Raw genomic sequence first — 15,523 nt, 5'->3', positions numbered from 1 at the left:
GTCCTATGCTGAGCCGGTGCCGGTGCTGCTGGGCTATGTCGGGGTCGCGTGGATGTCCGCGTTCGCCCAGCTCGCTCTGCTCGCGGGCCGACCGGTCGACCTGCTGGCGGGCGCCGCGCTGACCGCCCTGGTCCTGCTCGCGGTGGTGCTGGCGGCCCGGGTGCACGACCGGGCGGGCGCGCCCGGTGCCGGGCCACGGTGGGCCGGCCTGCGGGCCCGCTCCCGAAGTCGCCGGATGCCCCGCCAGATCGACCCGGATGCCGCCGGTCGGCCTCGTCCCCGTGCTCCGGGGCACCCCTCGGCCGCGTAGTGCCTCGCCGCCGCGCGGCCGATCCCGCCGTCACCGGCCACCCCTGCTGAGCGGATACCGCCCGGGGGAGGGCCTCACCGGAATCGGACCGAGGGGCTTCCCATGCTTGCCTTCGCACCACTGCACGACGCTGTCGCCGCTGCCGGCAGCGCGCTGTCCTGGCTCACCGAACTGCTCGAACCACTGGCCGGTGGCGGGGCGACCGCCGCCGCCATCGTGCTCTTCACCATCGCCGTCCGCCTGCTGATCTCGCCGCTGACCGTCGCGCAGGTCCGCGGCGAGCGGCGCCGCGCGGCGCTCGCCCCGCAGGTGCGTGACCTTCAGAAGCGGTACGCCGACGACCCGGCGACGCTTCAGCGCGAGGTGTTCACGTTGTACCGCGAGGCTGGCGCGAACCCGATCGCCGGCTGCCTGCCGCTGCTCATCCAGGCGCCGTTCCTGCTGGTGCTGTACCGGTTGTTCAGCACCAGCGAGGGTGGCACCGGGGTGCTGGACGAGCGGTTGGCCGGCGTGCCACTGGGTCACCATCTCAGCGACGGGCTGGCCGGTGCGGCCGGACCGCTGTTCGGCGTACTGCTGGTGGTGTTGCTGGTGGTGGCCTGGTGGTCGTCGCGGCGGGCCCGCCGGGCGTCGGCTGCGGTGGGCACTGTGGCCGGTACGCCGGCCGAGGGGCCGGGGGCGGCCACGCTCGGCCGGCTGCTGCCCCTGCTGCCCTTCACGACGGTGCTGGTGGCGCTGGTGCTGCCGCTCGCCGCAGTGATCTACCTGGTGACCACCAGCGTGTGGTCGGCTCTTGAGCAGGCGGTGCTCCGCCGCCCGCAGGCGGTCCCGACGCGCCCCCTGGACAGAAACAGTTAACTGTCTTAATAATTGGCAGCAACGTTGACGTCCATAAATGCCCGTCCGGGCCCGGAGGGTCGCATGAAACGCTCCAGATCCCTTGTCCTGTCCCTCGTAGCCGCCCTCGCGGCGACACTCGGCGCGGCCTGGGTGGCGCTGCCCGCGTACGCCGCCGGGGCCACCGCCAGCTTCGTCAAGACCGCCGACTGGGGCTCCGGCTGGGAGGGGAAGTACACCATCACCAACGGCGGCAGCTCGACCATAAACGGCTGGAACCTCGCCTTCGACCTGCCGTCCGGCACCACCCTCGGCAGCTACTGGGACGCGTTGCTCAGCTCGTCCGGCCAGCGGCACACCTTCACCAACCGATCGTGGAACGGCGCGATCGTCCCGGGCGCGTCGGTCTCCTTCGGCTTCCTGGCCAGCGGCTCCGGCTCACCGAGCGGCTGCCAGCTCAACGGCGCGTCCTGCGGCGGCGGTACCCCACCGACCACGCCACCGCCCACCACGCCTCCGCCCACCACGCCGCCGCCCACCACGCCACCGCCCACCGACCCGCCCACCGGTGGGCTGCCGAAACACCTGCTCACCGGGTACTGGCACAACTTCGACAACCCCGCCGTCGAGCTGCGGCTCCGCGACGTCCCCGCCGAGTACGACCTGGTGGCGGTCGCCTTCGCCGAGGCCACCGCGACTCCCGGCGCGCTCACCTTCGGCGTCGACCCCGGGCTGGCCGCCGCGCTCGGCGGCTACACCGACGCGGACTTCACCGCCGACGTGCGCACCCTGCACAGCCGGGGCAAGCGGGTGATCCTCTCCGTCGGTGGTGAGACCGGCCGGGTAACAGTGAACAACGCCGCGTCGGCCACCGCGTTCGCCAACACGGCAGCCGCGTTGATCGCCCGGTACGGCTTCGACGGGATCGACATCGACCTGGAGAACGGGCTCAACCCGACCTACATGGCGCAGGCGCTGCGTGCGCTGCGGGCCACTGTCGGGTCGAGCCTGATCATCGCGATGGCGCCGCAGACCATCGACATGCAGAACCCGGCCGGCGGCTACTTCAAGCTGGCGCTCGACATCAAGGACATCCTCACCGTCGTCAACACCCAGTACTACAACTCCGGCGCCATGCTCGGCTGCGACCAGAACGCCGCGTACGGCCAGGGCACCGTGAACTTCATCGTCGCGTTGGCCTGCATCCAGTTGGAGGCCGGGCTCCGCCCCGACCAGGTCGGCCTCGGCCTGCCCGCCGGAGCGGGAGCGGCCGGCGGCGGCATCGTCGCGCCCAGCGTGGTCAACGCCGCCCTGGACTGCCTGGCCCGAGGCACCAACTGCGGCAGCTTCCGCCCGCCGCGCACCTACCCCGGCATTCGGGGCGCGATGACCTGGTCGGTGAACTGGGACGTCAGCAACGGCAACGGCTTCGCCAACACGGTGGGCCCACACCTGGACACCCTGCCCTGACCGCGCTCGCCGGCGTCCGGACCGGACGCCGGCGGTGAGCGGGAACGCGGATCAGCGACCGGCGGTCACCGACGGCCGGTCGCCGCGGTCCCGACGCTTGCGAACCTTACGGATCGCCCAACTGGCCACCATCACGACGAAGACCGCGACGATCGCGTAGTTGAACCAGTCGCTGTAGCGCTCGACGTCCTGCCAACGGCGCCCGAGCGCGTAACCGGCTCCCACGATGAGACCGTTCCACACCCCACTGCCGATGGTGGTGAGCAGGATGAACTCACCCAGCGGCATCCGGTTGGCCCCGGCCGGCACGGAGACCAGGCTGCGGACCACCGGCACCACCCGGCCGATCAGCACCGCCCACCGACCGTGCCGCTCGAACCACTTGTCGGCCTTCTCCAGGTCGTCGCTGTCCACCAACGGGATGTGGTCCAGCCAGCGCTTGAGCCGTTCCTCGCCCAGCGCCGCGCCCAGCCAGTAGAGCACCAACGCGCCGACCAGCGAGCCGACCGTCGCGGCCAGCACCACGAGGAAGACGTTGAACTCGCCCTCGTGCGCCAGGAAACCGGCGAGAGCCAGCACGATCTCACTGGGGATCGGCGGAACGATGCTCTCCAGCGCCACCAGCAGCGCCACTCCGACCGGGCCCATCGCCTCGATCACCGAGGCCACCCAGCCGGTCAACCCGGTGAACTCGGACGGGTCGCCAGCCTGGGCGTACGCCATGGTCGTCCTTCCGGTCGGCTGTCGGGGATCGGATGGTCATACCCAGCGGGGCGCGAACCACACCTGCGCTCAGTGCTCCGGGTGCAGCGCGGTGTCCGCCGGCCCCTGCCGCCAACCAGTGAACACCACTGTCAGGCCGGCGCGGGACGGCGCGCAGCAGAACGGGCCGGCGACGGCCTCGGCCATCGGGTCCAGCGGGGCAAGCCGGACCAGTCGCCACGGCTCGTCGTCGACCCGGGCGCGGATGGTCAGCGCGTCGCCGGCCCGGCTGACCCGGACGGTCACCTCCCGGTCCGCCCACTCCGGCACCGGCCCCACCGACCAGTCGGAGAACTCCCGGGTCACCACGGCGCCGAGCTGCGCCTCGCCGTCGCTCACCTCGACACCGGCCTTGGTCCAGGTCCGTTCGTCGACGCGGACGAACGCCCCGGCCTGGTCGAACTGCGCCGAGAAGTCGAGCCGGAAGCTCACCTCCATGGCGGCGCCCACCGGCAGCGGCGCCAGCAGGGCCGGGCCGTTGTCGTGCACGAAGCCGTAGCTGGTCCGTCGCCAGAAGTCGCTCTCCGCCGCCGGTTCGACGACCAACTCGCCGGCCGGGCCCTCCTCGACGCGTACCGGCGGGTGCAGCCAGCTGCCCCGGGACCAGTCCAACAGTTCGCTCGGCGGTACGAGGTCGTTCTCCATGACGGCACGGTAGCCAACGCCGTGTGCCGCCCGCCGCCCGCCGTGCGCCGCCCGCCCCGCGCCCGCCGGACGGGTTTGCCGTGGTGACCGAACGGAGATGTTCCTCCGACATGGGTGACCGTTGGTATTCCGAAGCCGTCGTCTACTGCCTCGACATCGACACGTACGCCGACTCCGACGGCGACGGGGTCGGTGACATCCGTGGGCTGATCGGGAGGCTGGACTACCTGGCCCGGCTCGGGGTGACCTGCCTGTGGCTGCACCCCATCCACCCGTCGCCCAACCGTGACGACGGCTACGACGCCACCGACTTCTACAACGTGGACCCGCGCTTCGGCACCCTGGGCGACTTCGCCGAGCTGCTGCACCAGGCGCAGAACCGGGGCATCCGCGTGATCATCGACCTGGTGGTCAACCACACCTCCGACGAGCACCCGTGGTTCCAGTCCGCCCGCTCCTCGCCGGACTCGCCGTACCGGGACTGGTACGTCTGGTCCGACACCGAGCCGGACGACCGGCACCAGGGCATGGTCTTCCCCGGCGAGCAGGACGAGACCTGGAGCTACGACCGGACCGCCAAGGCGTGGTTCTACCACCGCTTCTACAAGTTCCAGCCGGACCTCAACTTCGCCAATCCGCAGGTCCGGGACGAGATCAAGAAGATCATGTCGTTCTGGCTCCAGCTCGGCGTCTCCGGTTTCCGGATGGACGCGGTGCCGTTCATCATCGAGCTGACCGAACCGGGCAACCCGAACTCCCCGAAGGACTTCGAGTTCCTCACCGAAATGCGCCAGCACGTCCAGTGGCGCCGCGGCGACGCCGTCCTGCTGGCCGAGGCGAACGTCGAGCCGGACCAGCTACCGACGTTCTTCGGCGATGCCAGCGGTTCCGGCAACCGGATCCACATGCTCTTCGACTTCATGCTCAACGGGCGACTCATGCTCTCCCTGGCCCGCCAGGACCCGGAGCAGTTGATCGACGCGTTGCACGACACCCCGAAGCTGCCGGTCGGTGGGCAGTGGGCCACCTTCCTGCGCAACCACGACGAGATCGACCTGTCCCGGCTGACGACCGAACAGCGCAACCAGGTGTACGCGGAGTTCGGCCCGGACGAGAACATGCGCATCTACGACCGGGGCATCCGTCGCCGGCTCGCCCCGATGCTCGGCAACGACCGGCGGCGCATCGAGCTGGCGTACGCCCTGCAGTTCTCGATGCGCGGTACGCCGGTTCTGCGCTACGGCGAGGAGATCGGGATGGGTGAGGACCTGTCGCTGCGCGGTCGGGACGCGATCCGTACCCCGATGCAGTGGTCGTACCAGCCGAACGCCGGCTTCTCCACGGCGGACCCGGAGAAGCTGGTCCGCCCGGTCATCGACAAGGGTGAGTTCGGCTACCAGACGGTGAACGTCACCGCCCAGCGGGGCGACCCGAAGTCGCTGCTCGCCTGGTTCGAGCGCATGATCCGTACGCTGCGGGAGGCGCCGGAGATCGGCTCCGGCTCGACCAGCCACATCGACGTGCCGGTGCCGCCCGGCGTGCTGACGCACCGGGCGGACGGGCCGACCGGGACGATGGTCTTCGTGCACAACCTGGGCACCGACGACGTCGAGGTGGACCTCAGCAGCCTCGAACCGGAGGCCGACCTGCCGATCGACGTGCTCGCCGACCGTGGCTACGGAGAGTTGGGCAAGCTCGGCGCGGTGAAGGTCTCCGGCTACGGATACCGGTGGATTCGCCTATGCCGAGGGTCGGCCTGTTGAGGTTAAGCTCCTCCGATCGACCCCAAGTTACCGGGAGGTAATCATGTCGGAGGAGTCCCGCGTCGCCATCGTCACCGGAGCCGCACGCGGCATCGGCGCGGCCACCGCCCGACGGCTGGCCGCCGACGGAATGGCAGTCGCCGTGGTCGACATCGAGGAGGCGGCCACCAAGGAGACGGTGGACGCCATCGCCGGTGCCGGTGGCCGGGCACTCGGAGTGGGCGCCGACGTGTCCGACCGGGACCAGGTCGAGGCGGCGGTGAGCCGCGTCGCCGCCGAACTGGGCGCGCCCACCGTGCTGGTCAACAACGCCGGTGTGCTCCGCGACAACCTGCTGTTCAAGATGACCAACGCCGACTGGGACACGGTGATGGGGGTGCACCTGCGCGGCGCGTTCCTGGTCAGCCAGGCCGCCCAGAAGCACATGGTGGACCAGAAGTGGGGGCGGATCGTCAACCTCTCCAGCACCTCCGCGCTGGGCAACCGGGGCCAGGCGAACTACGCCGCGGCCAAGGCCGGTCTCCAGGGCTTCACCAAGACGCTCGCCATCGAGCTGGGTCCGTTCGGGGTGACAGTGAACGCTGTCGCGCCCGGCTTCATCGTCACCGACATGACGGCGGCCACCGCTGCCCGCATGAAGGTCGACTTCGACGACTTCCAGAAGCACGCCGCCGCCGAGATCCCGGTTCGTCGCCCGGGTCGGCCGGAGGACGTCGCGCACACCATCTCGTTCCTGGCGAGCGAGGGCGCGGGCTTCGTCTCCGGTCAGGTCATCTACGTCGCGGGCGGCCCACGGGACTGACCCGTACTCCCGACGAGGGCGCTCCGGCAGGTGAGCCGGCGCCCTCGTCGCCGGGTCTGCGCCCTCGTGCGGGTGCGCGGCGGGTCAGGCGGGTGCGCGGCGGGTCAGGCGGGTGCGCGGCGGGTGCGCCAGAGCCAGATCAGGCCGAGCACCGGCAGCACCAACGGGATGTAGCCGTACCCGCTGCCGAACTGCGACCAGACCGTCTCGTCCGGGAAGAGGTCCTTGTCGACCAGGCTCAGGATGCCGACCGCGACCACCCCGACCAGCTCCACCGAGCAGCACGCCAGCGCCACCCGACGGCCGGTGTGACCGGCGCGGGCCAACCCCACAGCCGCCACGATGTAGATGAGCGCGGCGACACCGGAGAGCAGGTACGCCACCGGCGCCTCGTCGAACTTCGTGGCGAGTTGCAAGCCCGCCCGACTCGTCGCCGCGATGGCGAAGAGCAGGTAGACCGCGATCAACAGCCGACCCGGGCCGGAGTTCGTACGCTGCCGGGCCGATCCTGTCTCAACCACCGAGCACCTCCCAGGTCTGCTGCAACCGGACCACCACCACCGGGGCCACGAGGCAGACCGCGCACACGATCGCCGAGCCCCAGCGGGTCGGTTCCATCCGGGCCAGCACCCAGGCCAGGGGTGGCAGGCACACCAGCGTGACGAGGTAGCCGAAGAAGGCACCGGGCTCGCCGGGTCGATCCCCGCCGCCCACGGCGACGAGCGCCAGCACGCTCAACACCAACAACGCCACCTCGACGACGGCCAGACCGACGAACTGCAACCGGTCCGGTGGCCGGTGGCGTACCGCCGCCACCAGCGCCCACACCGCCACGAGCAGCGACAGCACGATCGGCACTGTCGCGACGATCCCGTCCACCGGCGAATCGGCGCCCACGCTGGTCACCGGCACCACCCGGTCGTTGCCTCGGTCACCGGCACAGCCTACTAACCGTCGTAGTAAAGGAGTGCCCTGCCTCTCCGGGTGTGACGCGCACCCGTCGAGGGGTCCGCGGCCCCGGTGCCCACGCTCCTCGGATGGGCGTCAGTCGTCTGCTTGCGGCCAGTGGACGGAGATGGCAAGGAGCGGGTCCGGTCCGTCGTTCCGAGTCTGGAAGTGAAGGTGAGCTGCTTCGATTGGTCGAACCCGCCGCCGTCATGGCCGCCCGGGCGACTAGCGTGGATCACGTCCGTGGCGTTGTCGCGGTGCGGGGAAACAGCGGAGGTACACGTGCTGCGGTTCGGCTTGTTCGGCACCGGTCACTGGGCGATCGAGACGCACGGGAAGGCGTTGCACGCACATCCCGACGCGGAACTGGTCGGAGTGTGGGGCCGCAACCCGGAGCGTGCCTCCGCGCTGGCCGAGCGGTACGGCGTGCCCGCCTACGCCGACGTCGACGCGCTGATCGAGCAGTGCGAGGCGATCGCCGTCGCCCTGCCGCCGGACATCCAGGCCGACATCGCGGTCCGGGCCGCCCGCGCCGGCCGCCACCTGCTGCTGGACAAGCCGCTGGCGCTCAGCGTGGCCGACGCCGACCGGGTCGTGGCCGCCGCCGAGGAGTCCGGGGTCGCCTCGGTCGTCTTCTTCACCCAGCGGTTCCAGCCGAACGTGACAGCGTTCCTCGCCGCCACCGCCGCCGCCGGAGGCTGGCAGCACGGCCGGACCACCGCGTTCGCCTCGATCTTCCAGGACGGCAGCCCGTACGGCGGCTCGTTGTGGCGTCGCGAGCACGGCGCGCTCTGGGACATCGCCCCGCACGCGCTCTCGATCCTCCTGCCGGTGCTGGGTCGGGTGACGCAGGTGGCGGCGATGGACGGACCGAGCGGGATGGTGCATCTGCTGCTCACCCACGAGGGCGGTGCCACGAGCAGCGCCTCGCTCTCCCTGGATGCCCCGACCGAGTCGATGGCCCGGGAGTTCGTGTTCTATGGCGAGAACGGCATCGAGAACGTCCCGTTCGGCGAGAACGACGCGGCTACCGCGTTCGGCGTCGCCATCGACCAGTTGGTCGAGCAGGTGCGGGCCGGCACCCGGGACCACCGCTGCGACGTCCGCTTCGGCCGCGAGGTCGTCGCCATCCTCGCCGCCGCCGAAACCGCCCGCGCCGAATCCCGCACCATCCCAATCCCCTAACCCCCCTAACCCCCCGGCCCCCCGGGTCCCGTCGCACCCCACCCACCCACCCACCAGCTCAGGTTGATCAAGAGGTTTGCGTCACGACACGCCACAGGGCATGACGCAAACCTCTTGATCACCGGGGCCGAGTCGGGCCGGGCCGGGCACCCGGGTTGAGGCGGATGCGGGGCGGGGCTGGGTCGGTTTAGGTGGCGGTGGAGAGGGCGGCGTTCAGTTCGTCGGGGGAGTTGAACTGCTCGGGTGGTAGGGCCTGGAGCATCTGCAACATCGCCGTGCTGGCCCCGTTCTCCTGACCCCAGCGGATCAGGTCCTCGCGGGAGACCGGGTAGTCGAGCCCGGCCAGGTACTCCTGCAACTGAAACCCGGTGACGGTCATGTCGGCCGGCTACCCGCTCGCGGTGGTCGTACACCGGCTTGGTTGGGGCCCACGACGGCCCGGCGGCCGGCGTGTCGGCCCGCGACGCGCGCACGGTTTGCCGCAGCGGCGGCCGGGTAGCCGCTGGCATGCTGGTTCAGCGGCTCGGCGCGCCGAGCGATTTCGACCCGTTGCTGGAGCGCGTTCGTAACGCCAGGGTGGTGATGATCGGTGAGTCCACCCACGGCAGCTACGACTACTACCGGTTGCGCGAGCAGCTCACCCGCCGGTTGATCGCGGAGTGCGGTTTCTCCTTCGTCGCCGTGGAGGGTGACTGGCCCGACTGCGACCGGGTGCACCGTTCGGTGACTGCCGCGCCGGGCGGCGCGCTCGAACCGCAGCTCGCACTCGATCAGTTTGAGCGATGGCCGACCTGGATGTGGGCCAATGCCGAGGTGGCCCGGTTCGCGAGCTGGTTGCGGGCCTGGAACGTGGAGCGGCCGGAGGAGCAACGGGCCGGGTTCCACGGCCTCGACGTCTACAGCCTCTGGGAGTCGATGCAGGCGATCTTCGACTACCTGGGGGAGGAGGACCCGAAGTCGCTGGAGGCGGCGCAGGACGCGTACCGGTGCTTCGAACCGTACGGCAAGAGGGTCGAGGAGTACGGCGCGGCAAGCCGGTTCGTCTCCGCCCGGTGCGAGGAGGAAGTTGTCCGGTTGCTCGCCCGGACCCGCGAACACGCCCTCTCCGACGGCCCGGACCGCTTCTCGGCCTGGCAGAACGCGGAGGTGGTGGCCGGCGCCGAGCGCTACTACCGGGCGATGGTGGCCGGCGGGCCGGACTCGTGGAACATCCGCGACACCCACATGCAGGACACCCTGGACCGGCTGTTGGACCGGTACGGCCCCGACGCCCGAGGCATCGTCTGGGCGCACAACACGCACGTCGGGGATGCGCGAGCCACCGACATGGCCGCCGATGGGATGGTCAACATTGGTCAGTTGGCCAGGGAGCGGCACGGCGAGGACGCGGTGGCCCTGGTCGGCTTCGGCAGCTACCGGGGGACCGTGATCGCCGCACCCCGCTGGGGTTCGCCGCCCGAGGCGATGGTGGTGCCCCCGGCCCGGGAGGGCTCGATCGAGCGGCGGTTGCACGAACTGATGCCGGAGCGGGCGGTGCTGATCTTCGGCGGTGACGACCAGCCGGGCTGGGTCACCGACACCGTGGACCACCGGGCGATCGGGGTCGTCTACGACCCGTCGTTCGAGTCCTGGGGCAACTACGTGCCCACCCGGCTCGGCGACCGCTATGACGCCTTCATCTGGTGCGACGACACCACGGCCCTGCACCCGCTACCGGTGCCAGCGGTTCCGGGCGAGATGGAGACCTACCCGGCAGGCGTCTGACGGCCGCCTGCTCGCGTCGATCACGGAGTTGTGGTGCTGGACGAAGGCCTCTGATCGGGGCACGACGGGCACCACAACTCCATGATCGACAGGGTGGTGCGGGTTAGACGCGGGTTGGGGTGCGGTCTTCTAGGTGGGTGCGCAGGCCCTCGCCTTCGATGTCCACGTTGGGCAGGGCGCGGTTGAGCCAGCGGGGCAGCCACCAGGCGCGGTCGCCAAGGAGCGACATCACCGCCGGGACGATGGTCATCCGGACCACGAACGCGTCGATGGCGACACCGATGGCGAGCGCGAAGCCCATCGACTTGATCACTGGGTCCTCCAGGAAGACGAAGCCCCCGAAGACCGAGATCATGATCAGCGCGGCGGCCGTGACCACCCGTGCGCCGTGCCCCATGCCGCTGATGGTGGCCTGTCGGGCGGTCTCACCGTGCACGAAGTCCTCCCGCATGCGGGACACCAGGAACACCTCGTAGTCCATGGCGAGCCCGAACAGGATGCCGATGAGCAGGATCGGCAGGAAGCTGATCAGCGGGCCGGGCGTGTCCAGGCCGACCAGGTCGGCGAGGTGCCCCTGCTGGAAGACGGCCACGGTGATGCCGAACGTGGCGGCGACGGTGAGCAGGAAGCCCAGCGCCGCCTTGATCGGCACCAGCAGCGAGCGGAACACCAGCATCAGCAGCAGCACCGAGAGCCCGACCACCAGCAGCAGGTAGATCGGTAGCGCGTCGGAGAGCTTCTCGGAGACGTCGATGCCGATGGCGGTGACGCCGGTGAGCAGTACCTCCGCGTCGGGGATACCGCTCACCGCGCCACGGATGTCGTGCACCAGGGTCTCGGTGGCCTCGTCGGTCGGGCCGGTCTTGGGCACCACGCCGAGCAGCGCGGTCCGGCCGTCCGGGCTGAGCTGGGGAGGCGCCACCGCGAGGACGTTCTCGGTGCGCTGGAGCAGGGCGGTGACCTGCGGTACGGCAGCCGACGTGGCCTGTGGCGTGTCGCCGGCCACCACCACCGCGAGCCGGCCGGTGAAGCCCGCTCCGAAGCCCTCGACGGTCAGGTCGTTCGCCACCCGGGCGGGTGAGCCGACGGCGGCCGTCGCGGCGCCCGGTAGGGCCAGCCGCATGTCCGGCGTGGGCAGCGCGAGCAGCCCCAGACCGAGCAGGCCGACCAGGATGACCGGTACGCGGAACCGGGTGACCAGTCGCGCCCAGCGGAAACCGAACCGGTTGCGCTCCTCGGTCGTGGTCGTGGTCGTGGTCGTCGTCGCGGCCGGCCGATCGGTGACGTCCGAGTCGTCCTCGTCAGCGGCGGTGCCGTCGGTAGGAACGGAGCGCAGCCGGCGGGGGAGCACCCGGCGACCGGCGAAGCCGAGCAACGCCGGCTGGAGGGTGATGGCTACCAGGACGGCGACCGTGACGGTGCCGGCGGCGGCGAGACCCATCACGGTGAGGAACGGGATGTCCACCACGGCGAGCCCGGCCAGGGCGATGACCACTGTGGCGCCGGCGAAGACCACTGCCGAGCCGGCGGTGCCCACGGCCCGGCCGACCGCCTCCTCCGGGGACAGGCCGTCGAGCAGGTTCTGCCGGTGTCGGGAGGTGATGAAGAGTGAGTAGTCGATGCCGACCGCGAGACCGAGCATCAGCGCCAGGATCGGCGCGGTGCTGGTGAGCTGGACGACGCCGCTCAGCGCGAACAGTCCGGCCATGCCGGCGCCCACGCCGATCAGCGCGTTGAGCATCGTCATGCCGGCGGCGACCAGGGAGCCGAACGTGATGATCAGGACGATAGCGGCGACCAGTACGCCGAGCGCCTCGGTGGAGCCGATCTCCGGCTCGCCGCCGAGCACCTCACCGCCGGGGGCTACCTGCCAGCCCTGCGCCTTCGCCGCTGCGCCAACCTGCTCGTACGCGGTGCGCTGCTCGTCGGTGACGTCGTCCCCGCCGCTGGCGAACTGGACCTGGACCAGCGCGTACCGGCCGTTGGGTGAGACCGCGCCGACCTGGAGCGGGTTGACCGCGCCGACCACGCCGGGCAGTGCCGACGCCTGCTGGACGAGCTCCTGCACCACTGCCTGACCCTGCGGGGTGGCCAGTTGGCCGTCGGCGGGCGCCTTGACCGCGATGGTGCCGGTGGCGCCGCTGGCAGCGGGGAACTGGTCGGCCAGCAGGTCGAGCGCGCGCTGGCTCTCGGTGCCGGGCATTGTGAAGTTGCTCGCCGTCGGGCCGCGCAGGGTCGCCGCGGCCAGGCCGGCGGCGACGAGTACGACGAGCCAGAGCGCGACGACGAGCCGTCGCCGGCGCAACGCGCCCCGGCCGAGCCGGTAGAGCAGGGTGGCCATCAGGAGTCCTTGTCCTCGGTCGTGGGTGGATGGGGCAGTGGCGCGTCGACGGGTTCGACTGCCCGTCGGGCGAGGGTGAGCAGGGCGAGGCGCAGTTCGTCGTCGGGGATGTCGGCGAACTCGCCGCACGCCTCGGAGATGCCGGCGAGCAGCACCAGCGCGGCGATCCGGGCGCCCGGCCGGTCGGAGTGCCCGGCCAACGCATCCCGCAGCCGGTCGGAGATCTCCTGGATGTGTGCGAAGGCCGGCTGGCACAGCAGTTCCGGGAACTCGCCGCGCAGTACCGCGATCTCCTGCCGGAACCGGACCGCGAGGTCGACGAAGCCCTGTGCGGCGACCTCCTGCGCGGCAGCTCCGGTCAGACCGGTGAGCTGGTCGTCGAGGCTGCGGAGCACCTCGATCGCGGGGGCCATCAGCTCGGCGAGCAGGGCTTCCTTGTTGGCGAAGTGGTAGAGCACAGTGGCCTTGGAGCAGCCGACCTCCCGGGCGATGTCCTGCAGGGAGGTGCCCCGGTAGCCGGTCACCGTGAACTGTCGTGCCGCCGCGGCGAGGATCTCGCCGTGCGTGTCGGGTACCGCTCTGGCCATGCCCGGTCCACCTCCCGCAGACCAGCATGCCTGACCGATCGGTCAGACCCTGACCGATCGGTCAGATGGAAGCGGTGGCGTTCACCACACCCCTGGCGGGTTTTATCCGGCGTGCTGGGTGTCGTACCTGGTCCGCGCCTCGGCGATGGCCCGGCGGTGCCGCTCGGCCCAGCTGGTCAGCGCGACGAGCGACTCGTAGAGCTCCAGCGCCATCGGGGTGGCTGTGTATTCGACCTTGGGCGGGACGGTCGGGTAGACCGTGCGGTGCAGCAGGCCGTCCCGTTCCAGGTTGCGCAGCGTCAGGGTGAGCATCCGGCGGCTGATCCCCTCGATGTGCCGCTCCAACTCGGTGAAGCGCACCGGCCCGTGCGAGGCGGCCACCAGGATGCCGATGCTCCACTTGCCGCCGACCCGGTCCAGCACCTCGCGGACCGTGCACGCCCGAGCCTGACCCGGGGTGAACGGCACGTTCTCGGCTGCGCAGGTCAGCTCGGCCTCGACCAGCGCGGACACATCGCTGTTCCTCTGGGACATCAAAGTGCCTCCTTCCGCTCCGGTTCATGGTCACAGACGATGACCTCGGTAACAAACCGTGCACCAAGGAGGGTTTCGTGGAGCGTGTCGTCCCATCCCGTTGGCCGGCGCTGCTGGTGCTCTGCGCCGGCAGCCTGATGATCATCCTGGATGGCACAGTGGTCGCGGTGGCGCTGCCCGCCATCCAACGCGACCTGGGCTTCAGCGCCGCTGGCCTGGCCTGGGTGGTGAACGCCTACCTGGTCGCGTTCGGCGGGCTGCTGCTGCTCGCCGGCCGGCTCGGTGACCTGCTGGGCCGGCGCGGGGTCTTCCTGGCCGGCGTCGCGTTGTTCACGCTGGCCTCGCTGGCCTGCGCGGTTGCCACCGGGCCGGCAGTGCTGGTGGCCGCGCGGTTCGGGCAGGGCGTCGGAGGCGCGCTGGCCATGGCGGTCAGCCTCGGCATGATCGTTCGGCTCTATCCCGAAGCGGCCGAGCGGGCCCGCGCCATCGCCGTCTTCAGCTTCACCGGCGCCGCCGGCGCGTCGGTCGGCACTGTCGCCGGAGGGGTGCTCACCCAGGCCGCCGGTTGGCGGACGATCTTCCTGGTCAACGTGCCGATCGGGGTGGCCATCCTCATCGCGGCCCTCCGCCGGCTCCCTGCCGAACGAGGGATCGGCCTGCGCGCCGGCCTGGACCTGCCCGGCGCGCTGCTCGCCACCGCCGGTCTGATGGTCGCCGTGTTGGGCATCGTCGGGACGGGCGAGCACGGCTGGACCAGCCCTCGGACGCTCGGCGCGGTGGCCCTCGCGGCGCTGCTGCTCGGCGGGTTCGCGCTGCGCCAACGGGTGGCGGCGACCCCGCTGGTGCCGTCCCGGGTGCTGCGCGTCCCGGGCCTGGTGGCGGCGAACGCCGTGCAGTTCCTCATGGTCTGCGCGTACTTCGGATTCCAGTTCCTGCTCGCCGTGGAGCTGCAACTGGTGCTGGGGTTGGACGCCGCCACGACCGGCTGGGCCTTCCTTCCCACCCCGGTCGTGATCGCCGTGGTCTCGCTCGGCCTGGCCGGTCGGCTGATCGCCCGCTTCGGTGCCCGGAGCGTTCTGCTGGTCGGGCTCGGCCTGGCGACCGTCGGCTTCCTCCTGCTTGCCCGACTGCCCGCCGACGGCGCCTACGTAGCGGACGTGCTCCCCGCGATGGTGATCTTCGGGGTGGCCGGCGGCCTGACCCTGCCGGCGGTCACCACACTCGCCATGGCCGGCGCGACCGACACCGACGCCGGGCTCGCCTCCGGCCTGGCAAACACCACCCAACAGGTCGGCGGGGCGGTCGGCCTGGCCGCGCTGGCCACCCTGGCCGCCACCCGCAGCGACGGGCTGCGAGCCGCCGGCTGGGCCGAGACCGCCGCGCTCGCCGGCGGCTACCGGACCGCGTTCGCCGTGGCCGCCGGTCTGGTGGTCGCCGCGTGGCTGGTGGCGCTGACCACGGTGCCCCGACGCCCGGCCCGGCCGTCGCCGGTCACCGATCCGTCGGATCCGGCCGGGGTTGGTGCCGGAATCGATTCGTACCGAAGCGCCGCGTCCAGTTGACCGACGGCAGCGG

General features: G+C 71.2%; 15 protein-coding genes and 2 pseudogenes. 8 read left to right on the top strand and 9 right to left on the bottom strand.

The genetic code is table 11. The features are described from left to right. Positions 1-16: 16 nt before the first annotated feature. The 3 genes from NIE111_RS28650 to NIE111_RS28640 all read left to right on the top strand — a co-directional run bounded on the left by NIE111_RS28650 (position 17) and on the right by NIE111_RS28640 (position 2,617). Entirely contained in the window at positions 17-310 is a 294-nt protein-coding gene (locus NIE111_RS28650; RefSeq protein WP_238687392.1) for a DUF6412 domain-containing protein, read from the top strand. 102 nt (positions 311-412) lie between these two features. After that, positions 413-1,168, top strand: a complete 756-nt coding sequence (locus NIE111_RS28645; RefSeq protein WP_238687391.1) for a YidC/Oxa1 family membrane protein insertase — start codon at positions 413-415, stop codon at positions 1,166-1,168. Between the two features lie 63 nt (positions 1,169-1,231). Further along, positions 1,232-2,617 (top strand): chitinase, encoded by a 1,386-nt coding sequence (locus NIE111_RS28640; protein ID WP_238687390.1) that lies wholly within the window; start codon positions 1,232-1,234, stop codon positions 2,615-2,617. A gap of 51 nt (positions 2,618-2,668) precedes the next feature. Here the strand turns inward: NIE111_RS28640 and NIE111_RS28635 are convergent, their stop codons facing one another. Together NIE111_RS28635 and NIE111_RS28630 are read right to left on the bottom strand one after the other, a co-directional pair. Beyond that, complete coding sequence (locus tag NIE111_RS28635; RefSeq protein ID WP_238687389.1) at positions 2,669-3,340, bottom strand: DedA family protein; 672 nt, start codon at positions 3,338-3,340, stop codon at positions 2,669-2,671. 69 nt (positions 3,341-3,409) lie between these two features. Beyond that, entirely contained in the window at positions 3,410-4,024 is a 615-nt protein-coding gene (locus tag NIE111_RS28630; RefSeq protein ID WP_238687388.1) for a DUF1349 domain-containing protein, read from the bottom strand. A 110-nt stretch (positions 4,025-4,134) separates the two neighbouring features. Here NIE111_RS28630 and NIE111_RS28625 point away from each other — a divergent pair, with 110 nt between their 5' ends. Then, positions 4,135-5,787, top strand: coding sequence for an alpha-amylase family protein (locus NIE111_RS28625; protein ID WP_238687387.1), 1,653 nt, complete (start codon positions 4,135-4,137; stop codon positions 5,785-5,787). Positions 5,788-5,830: 43 nt separating this feature from the next. After that, positions 5,831-6,589 carry a 3-oxoacyl-ACP reductase FabG gene (fabG, locus tag NIE111_RS28620; RefSeq protein WP_238687386.1) on the top strand — a complete coding sequence of 253 codons (759 nt, stop codon included), beginning with the start codon at positions 5,831-5,833 and terminating at the stop codon, positions 6,587-6,589. A gap of 104 nt (positions 6,590-6,693) precedes the next feature. Here the strand turns inward: fabG and NIE111_RS28615 are convergent, their stop codons facing one another. Together NIE111_RS28615 and NIE111_RS28610 are read right to left on the bottom strand one after the other, a co-directional pair. Continuing rightward, positions 6,694-7,110 carry a hypothetical protein gene (locus NIE111_RS28615; RefSeq protein WP_091405972.1) on the bottom strand — a complete coding sequence of 139 codons (417 nt, stop codon included), beginning with the start codon at positions 7,108-7,110 and terminating at the stop codon, positions 6,694-6,696. Next, complete coding sequence (locus NIE111_RS28610) at positions 7,103-7,495, bottom strand: hypothetical protein (protein WP_238687385.1); 393 nt, start codon at positions 7,493-7,495, stop codon at positions 7,103-7,105. Before NIE111_RS28610 ends, NIE111_RS28615 begins: the two co-directional genes overlap by 8 nt. Positions 7,496-7,819: 324 nt before the next feature. Between NIE111_RS28610 and NIE111_RS28605 the strand changes: the two genes are divergently transcribed. Continuing rightward, positions 7,820-8,722, top strand: coding sequence for a Gfo/Idh/MocA family protein (locus tag NIE111_RS28605; RefSeq protein WP_238687384.1), 903 nt, complete (start codon positions 7,820-7,822; stop codon positions 8,720-8,722). A gap of 187 nt (positions 8,723-8,909) precedes the next feature. On the opposite strand, the gene NIE111_RS28600 is transcribed toward NIE111_RS28605, so the two are convergent. Continuing rightward, positions 8,910-9,101, bottom strand: coding sequence for a DUF2795 domain-containing protein (locus NIE111_RS28600; protein ID WP_238687383.1), 192 nt, complete (start codon positions 9,099-9,101; stop codon positions 8,910-8,912). Positions 9,102-9,229: 128 nt separating this feature from the next. Here NIE111_RS28600 and NIE111_RS28595 point away from each other — a divergent pair, with 128 nt between their 5' ends. Then, positions 9,230-10,486, top strand: a complete 1,257-nt coding sequence (locus NIE111_RS28595; protein WP_238687382.1) for an erythromycin esterase family protein — start codon at positions 9,230-9,232, stop codon at positions 10,484-10,486. Positions 10,487-10,589: 103 nt separating this feature from the next. Here the strand turns inward: NIE111_RS28595 and NIE111_RS32480 are convergent. From NIE111_RS32480 to NIE111_RS28580, 4 genes and pseudogenes are all read right to left on the bottom strand, one after another. Next, positions 10,590-11,714, bottom strand: a pseudogene (locus NIE111_RS32480) (MMPL family transporter); the annotation flags it as partial. 107 nt (positions 11,715-11,821) lie between these two features. Beyond that, positions 11,822-12,827 (bottom strand): annotated as a pseudogene (locus tag NIE111_RS32475) (MMPL family transporter); the annotation flags it as partial. After that, positions 12,827-13,414, bottom strand: a complete 588-nt coding sequence (locus NIE111_RS28585) for a TetR/AcrR family transcriptional regulator (protein WP_238687380.1) — start codon at positions 13,412-13,414, stop codon at positions 12,827-12,829. The pseudogene NIE111_RS32475 and the gene NIE111_RS28585, both read right to left, overlap by 1 nt. A 102-nt stretch (positions 13,415-13,516) precedes the next feature. Next, complete coding sequence (locus NIE111_RS28580; protein ID WP_238687379.1) at positions 13,517-13,951, bottom strand: winged helix-turn-helix transcriptional regulator; 435 nt, start codon at positions 13,949-13,951, stop codon at positions 13,517-13,519. Positions 13,952-14,025: 74 nt separating this feature from the next. On the opposite strand from NIE111_RS28580, the gene NIE111_RS28575 reads away from it, so the two are divergent. Next, positions 14,026-15,510 (top strand): MFS transporter, encoded by a 1,485-nt coding sequence (locus NIE111_RS28575; protein ID WP_238687378.1) that lies wholly within the window; start codon positions 14,026-14,028, stop codon positions 15,508-15,510. The last annotated feature ends 13 nt before the right edge of the window (positions 15,511-15,523 follow it).

Source organism: Micromonospora hortensis, assembly GCF_022230935.1.
GTDB classification, from domain to species: Bacteria; Actinomycetota; Actinomycetes; order Mycobacteriales; family Micromonosporaceae; genus Micromonospora; species Micromonospora hortensis.
This window is presented reverse-complemented; position numbering and strand designations above follow the sequence as displayed.

Excerpts from the sequence above, each read along its gene's own strand:
- NIE111_RS28630 (WP_238687388.1), bottom strand. The coding sequence starts at position 4,024 with ATGGAGAACGACCTCGTACCGCCGAGCGAACTGTTGGACTGGTCCCGG.
- NIE111_RS28625 (WP_238687387.1), top strand. The coding sequence starts at position 4,135 with ATGGGTGACCGTTGGTATTCCGAAGCCGTCGTCTACTGCCTCGACATC.
- NIE111_RS28585 (WP_238687380.1), bottom strand. The coding sequence starts at position 13,414 with ATGGCCAGAGCGGTACCCGACACGCACGGCGAGATCCTCGCCGCGGCG.
- fabG (WP_238687386.1), top strand. The coding sequence starts at position 5,831 with ATGTCGGAGGAGTCCCGCGTCGCCATCGTCACCGGAGCCGCACGCGGC.
- NIE111_RS28635 (WP_238687389.1), bottom strand. The coding sequence starts at position 3,340 with ATGGCGTACGCCCAGGCTGGCGACCCGTCCGAGTTCACCGGGTTGACC.
- NIE111_RS28595 (WP_238687382.1), top strand. The coding sequence starts at position 9,230 with ATGCTGGTTCAGCGGCTCGGCGCGCCGAGCGATTTCGACCCGTTGCTG.
- NIE111_RS28640 (WP_238687390.1), top strand. The coding sequence starts at position 1,232 with ATGAAACGCTCCAGATCCCTTGTCCTGTCCCTCGTAGCCGCCCTCGCG.
- NIE111_RS28645 (WP_238687391.1), top strand. The coding sequence starts at position 413 with ATGCTTGCCTTCGCACCACTGCACGACGCTGTCGCCGCTGCCGGCAGC.
- NIE111_RS28600 (WP_238687383.1), bottom strand. The coding sequence starts at position 9,101 with ATGACCGTCACCGGGTTTCAGTTGCAGGAGTACCTGGCCGGGCTCGAC.